At 74.9% G+C, this 5741-nt stretch carries 4 protein-coding genes and 1 pseudogene; all 5 read right to left on the bottom strand.

Going from position 1 to position 5741, the window contains the following annotated elements:
• Positions 1 to 89: 89 nt before the first annotated feature.
• Positions 90 to 3308, bottom strand: a complete 3219-nt coding sequence (locus B9G49_RS15415) for a hypothetical protein (protein ID WP_086216958.1) — start codon at positions 3306 to 3308, stop codon at positions 90 to 92.
• On the bottom strand, positions 3302 to 3910 hold the full coding sequence (locus B9G49_RS15410; RefSeq protein ID WP_086216957.1) for a hypothetical protein: 609 nt from the start codon (positions 3908 to 3910) through the stop codon (positions 3302 to 3304). Before B9G49_RS15410 ends, B9G49_RS15415 begins: the two co-directional genes overlap by 7 nt.
• Positions 3901 to 4365, bottom strand: a complete 465-nt coding sequence (locus B9G49_RS15405) for a hypothetical protein (protein WP_049931732.1) — start codon at positions 4363 to 4365, stop codon at positions 3901 to 3903. Before B9G49_RS15405 ends, B9G49_RS15410 begins: the two co-directional genes overlap by 10 nt.
• 6 nt (positions 4366 to 4371) lie before the next feature.
• Positions 4372 to 4872, bottom strand: a complete 501-nt coding sequence (locus B9G49_RS15400; protein WP_086216956.1) for a hypothetical protein — start codon at positions 4870 to 4872, stop codon at positions 4372 to 4374.
• Between the two features lie 85 nt (positions 4873 to 4957).
• A pseudogene (locus B9G49_RS15395) lies at positions 4958 to 5741 on the bottom strand (type II secretion system F family protein); the annotation flags it as partial.

Below are 5741 nucleotides of genomic sequence, written 5' to 3'. Positions count from 1 at the left end.
GAACATACTCCCTCTGGGTCGCGCCGTCGCAAAACGCCTGCGGTCGGCCGCGTCCCGGCGCTTCGCCGCCCGCGTTCTCCCTCCATCCCTCAAGGCTCCGTACACTCGTCCCCCTCTCCGGGCGACGCGCTCAGCGATCCCGGACACGGCCAGCCGCCGGACGTCTCCTCGCGCGTCCCGTCGACGTCGCCGACGCCCGGCGGCCCGGCGGGGACCGCGACGACGACGACCGTCCGCGTCTCGAACGCGACCGGCTCCGTCGCGCCGAGCGCGACCGACTCGCCGTTCACATCGACGCTGACCTCGTCGGCTTCCCGGACGTACTCGAACGGGCGGTCGGGCGTCCCGACGTTCGCACGAAGCGCGAAGCGCGGGTACTCTCCGCGCACCTGAACGTTCCACGCGTTGACCGTCGCCACCCAGTACCCGGGGACCGGCGCGACGGGGAGTCCCGCGCCGACGCTCCGAACGGGCTTCGGCACCCGCTCGTCCGGCACCGACGCGACCGCCTTCCGGGCGCGGGACTCGATCCTCGACTCGACTCTGTCTCGACGAATCGTCCGGGACGCCGTCGTCGTCGCGTCGACGAAGCGAGCCGGGACGCGGACCGCGTCCCGTCCCGCCGCCTTCCGCGTCTCCACCCGGAGGTGCGCCGCGAGGCCGAGCCGTTCGGCCCTCGACAGCGACCCGACCCGGGCCGCCTCGCTCGCGACGCGGTTCGGGTACTCGCCGTCGCCGACCGCGACGGCCCTGTCGCCGAGCGAATCGTACTCGGACGCGACGCTCTCCACGACCGCGTTCCGCTGCTCGCGCGAGAGGTCGGTCCGTTTCGCGAGCCGGTCTTGTAACGCGTCGTCGACGCGTCCCAGCGAGGCGTCAACCCGTCCGGCGAGCGCGTTTCGGTCGGCCCGTAGGTCGTCGTCGTCGGCCGCCGCGAGGGCCTCGTCGGCCGCGAGGAGCGATCGCCCGGCGACGCCGAGACGGACCGTGTCGTCGGTGCCGAGAATCCGGTCGGCGATCCCGCCGGAGACGTCGCTGTACGGGAGCGTGGCGTAGTTCACGTTTCGAGCCGCGAGCGGCCTCGTGGTCGTGCCGTCGACGCCTTCCACGCGCTCGCCGTCGACCGCGGTCCGCGGGAGATACCCCGGCGACCCCTCCGGAGCGAATGTGACGGCGCCGGCGGGCCCCTCGTCGCCGACCGCGTAGGTCCCCGGGTCGCGTGCGGCCTCGCGGCTGGCGATCACCTCGCCCACGGGCGGTCCACCGAACGCGTCGTTCACGCGGTCGAGAACTCCGTTAGACGCCGCCTTCCTGTCGTCCGACGCCGATTCGAGCTCCCCGATCACGGCGTCGAGATACGCGACGCGGGCGGCGACGCGCCCCCGGTCGACCGCGCCGTCGTACCGCCTCGGGGCGTCGCGTAGCGCGTCGCGCCGATCGCGCACGGCCGCGGCGAGATCGCCGTACGGCGTCGACTCGCCGACCGCGGCGTCGGCCATCGACGCCTCGGTCTCCAGGTCGCGGACGCGCTCCGACAGCGTCGAGATGTCCGCCGCGATCCGGTCTAGGTCGGCGCCCGATCGGTCGCCGTACACGACCGTCGACCGCCTCTCGTCGCCCCGTTCGACGGCGTCGCGAGCCAGCCGATCGACGTCGCCCGCCGTCTCGACGTTCAGCTCTGCCCTCGCGGCCGCCGGCGTGTCGGCGAGGTCGGGCCCGGCAACGTCCCGGTCGGCGGCGCCGAACGTCGCCGTCGGCCCGTCGGGGGCGTCGTCGCGCGGCGCGTACGTCCCGGTCACCGACACGCGGACGCGGTACCGGTCCGTCGCCTCGTCGCTCGTCACGGCGCGGTCGACGCTCACGTCCTGTACCGTTCCGTTCGGTCCCCGTTCGACGACCCGTCGCTCCCACGTCGCTGTCGCTGCGCGCTCGACGACGACCTCCCGAGTCGCGCCGCCGAACGACACCGACTCGCCGGCCGACACCGTCTCGCCGTCGGTTCCCGTTCGGAGGTCGCTCCCGTCGGCGACGCGGACGCGCTCCGTCCGCGACGTGTCGACCCGCCGCCAGGGCTCTCCGAGCTGCGACCGGGGACGACCCGGGCTCACGGGACCGCCCTCGACGACCCGCGTCGCCTCCGCCTCTAGGGTCGCCTCGACTCGGTGGCTCGCCCGCACGATCGATTCGAGGTCGTCGTGGACGCGGGTCGCGGCGCGGTCGGCCGCGTGCCCGACCTCGACCGACGCCGTCTCGCTCGTCGGATCCGTGGCCGAGTCGAACGCCGCGTCCTCGCTCGTCGCCGCGTTCCCGTCCGAGGCCGTCCGCTCTCTCTCGGTCTCCGCCGTCGGCGTCGGCGCTCCGAGGACGGCGTCCGTCCAGGAGGCTTCGTCGACGCCGGTCGGCGACAGCAGGTCGGTCACACCGGTCCGGGCGGTCGCTCGCGCGACGCCGCCGCGGGCGTCGGGATCGCTCGTTCCGAACACATCCCGCTGGACGCGGACGATCCCGGCGTTCGTCGACAGCTCCACGTGGCGGTTCGCGACCACGTTCTCGACCGGTGCGCCGGCGTACTGGCCGTACCCCCGGGCCCACGCCATCGCGTAGAGGCTGGCCGTGACCTGTCGCCCGAGTCCGGGCCCCTCGACCGGACCGCGGTTGAGTCGGCGCTCGAACCGCTCGGTCCGCTCGTGAGCGGCCAACGTCGGCACCGCGACCGTGACCGTTCGGGACCGCGTCCGGTTCACGACGGTTCGCCCGTTCCGGGTTGCGGTCGTCGCGACGCCCTCGAACGTCACTCGCGTCGCGGTCCCGTTGGCGACCCGCTCGACGCGGACCCGCTCGCGCGCGGCGACGAGGTCGCTCGGCGACTCGACGGCCGGTAGCGACGCGGTCGCCGTCACGGTGCCGATGTCGCTCTCGACGGCACCCAGCGCCTCCGATCCGGCGACCGCGAGTCGGATCCGGAACGCGTCCTCGAAGGCCGATCCCTCCCGGACGGCCTCGGCCGCCGCTCCCGGTCCACTCGGTGGCCGCGTCACCGGCTCCGCCGCCTCGTGGGCGGCCTCCCGGGCCGCGCTCCTGAGCGCGGCGGTGGCGTCGGCGTCGACTCGCTCGACGGCGCGTTCGACGCGGCGGTCCTCGCCGACGAGCCCCTGCTCGGCGAGTCCGGCGGCGTACGCCGAACTCGTCACGAGCAGTAGCACGCCGACCAGCGCGAACGGGACTCGCGCCCGCTCGTCGACCGCGAACGTCCGGCTCCGTCGGCCGGAACCCGCCCGACCGGAGTCGCTGCCCTTCACGCTCACCACCTCCGAACGACGATCCGGACCGTAGCACCCGCTCCGCGTCGGTCCGATTCCCCACCGCCGTCGACTCCTGCCGGAAGCGGCTGTCTGACGACCGCGACCCCGACGGTGGCGTCTCGCGGCGGTTCCGATCCGACGGCGACCACCCGTCGGGTCTCGTCCGCGGTCGATCCGGACGAGTCGGCCGCCGGTTCCGTCGTTCGAGACGCGCCAGGCGCCCGGTATCGCTCCGGCACCCCACCCACTCTCTCCGCCGTCCGCGTCGGCCCGTCGAGGGCAACGTCGACGCGCGTCCGCGGACCGATCCCGGTGTGAACCGCGTCGATCGCGCGGCGGTCGAACGCCGTTTTCGTGCCCCCGTCACCGACTCGTTCGGCGACCAGCGCGAGCAACTCCGCGCGCGTCGCGTGGATTCGTCGGGTGTCGTTCGGCGCGCCCTCGTCGGGATACGCCACGGTCTCGGTCTCGGTGACGAGCCGGTCGGCGGCGTCGGTCGCGGTCGGGCCGTCGGGGCCGCCGGCGTCGCTCGCGCCGAGCGCGACGACGCTCGCGGAGACGCAAAGCAGCAGCACGGTCACGTCGAGGACGGTGCTGGTCACCGCCACACCACCGCCCGGAGCGTTCCGCGGACGTTACGGCCCGGCGCCACGCGGACCGTCACCCGTCGCTCGGCGACCGCGACCGCTTCCGGGGTCCGGACTCCCGGCGGTCCCGGCGCGTCCGGCCCCGACGCGGCCAACCACCGCTCGCCGTCCGCCTCCAGTTCGATCGCGATCGCGGTCCCCGGCGCTTCGACCCGCCGCATCCGGTCCGGGTCGAGGACGCCGCCGACGGTGACCCTCCCCTCGACCCGGTCCAGTGCCGACTTCGCGGCCGACCGACGGTCGTCCGGCGCCGCGTCCGCGAAGGCGCCGGCGTATAGCCCCAACGCGAGTCCGACGACCACCACCGCGACGAGCGCGGCGATCGGCTCGACGGCGGCACGGTCGGCGGTCGGGAACGCCGCGCTCGGCCCGTTCCGAGTCGCCGACGCGCCGGATTCCGTGGAGTCACGCGACACGCGGGATCACCCGACCAGCGTGACCCGGACGTCACCGTAGTGTACGCGCCGGACTGTTATCCGCCTCGGTGCGGTCGTCCACCTCGCGTCCGCCGCTCGCGCACGCTCGGCGGCCGCCGCGAACGACGCCGGATCGTCGAACGCTGCGTCCGGAGGGGCGCCGTCGAGGACGCGCCGAAGCCGGGCGTCCGTCGCCACGCCCGGCGTCACCCCCGCTGCCGGTCGGACGACCGGGGTGATCCGCGGGGCATCGAGCGTCGCCCGCGCCGTCCCTCCCTCGTCTCTAAGCGAGACGGATCCCTCCGCGAGCCGGAGTCTGTCCGCCGCGATACCGTGTTCCGCCGTCGCCGGGTACGACCCGTCCGCGACCGAATCGACGGTGCGCGCGACGCCGTCCGCGTCCGGCGGCGGCGACGCCGGGAACGCGGCGGCCACGCCGACGGCCGCGACGCTCACGACGGCCAGACCGAGCCACGCGTACGTGGCGTCGAGGTGCGTCTCGAACATGGCGCGGCTGGCCGCGCTTTCATACATAAACGATCGGCCCCGAGCGTCGCGGTCGATCGAGGGCCGACTGCCCCACCGATCGGGCTCAGAACAGGAGTCCGGCGCCGGCGAACGCGACGAGGAACGTGGCCGTCGCCGTCGGCAGCGCGATCCCGACCCGATAGGCCACCAACGTCCGGTCGAATCCGCGCTCCAGTCCGGTCGCCAGCCCGGTGAGGAGGGCGGCGAGCAACAGCACGTACGTCCCCACGATCCGTCCGAGCACCGGCACCGACAGGGCAGCCGTTCCGCCGGTCCTCGCGCCGTCGCTCGCCGCCCCGCTCCCGCCAGCGGCCACTCCGCTCTCCGCGCCCAGTCCGCCTCCGCCGAGCGCGTCGGCGCCCGCTGCCGCTCCGGCTCCCAGGCTCCCGACATCGGCGGCGTCGATCCCGGTCGCGAGCGCGACGGTCGCTCCACCCACGAGCGGCGCGAACACCGCCGCGGTGTTCGAGAGCGTCCCCGTCACGGTCGCGAGCTGGCGGCGCGCGTCGCGTTCGAGTTCCCGTAGTGACTCCAGCTGGTCGGCGAGCTCCAACAGGACGTCGCCGGCGGGACGCCCCTCCCGCGCGGCGACGGAGAGCAGCGCGATCGCCCCGCGAACCCGGGACGACGGCACGTCCGCGGCCGGCCCGCCCTGTCCGAGAAACGCCTCGCGGACGCCGACGCGCAGCGTGTCGCTCCGCCGACCGGCGCGCTCGAACACCTCGCCGGTCGCGCCGTCGAGCCGCTCGCCGGCGTTCGCGACCGCGGTCTCGACCGCGACCCCCTCCGCCACGTCTCCGCCGATCACGGTCATCGCCTCCCGCACCCCCCGCTCGCCGCCACGGACC

It is taken from the genome of Halorubrum sp. SD683, from assembly GCF_002135045.1.
GTDB classification, from domain to species: Archaea; Halobacteriota; Halobacteria; order Halobacteriales; family Haloferacaceae; genus Halorubrum; species Halorubrum ezzemoulense.
Note: the sequence above shows the minus strand (reverse complement) of the source record. Positions and strands in the feature narration are given on the sequence as shown.

Excerpts from the sequence above, each read along its gene's own strand:
- B9G49_RS15400 (WP_086216956.1), bottom strand. The coding sequence starts at position 4,872 with ATGTTCGAGACGCACCTCGACGCCACGTACGCGTGGCTCGGTCTGGCC.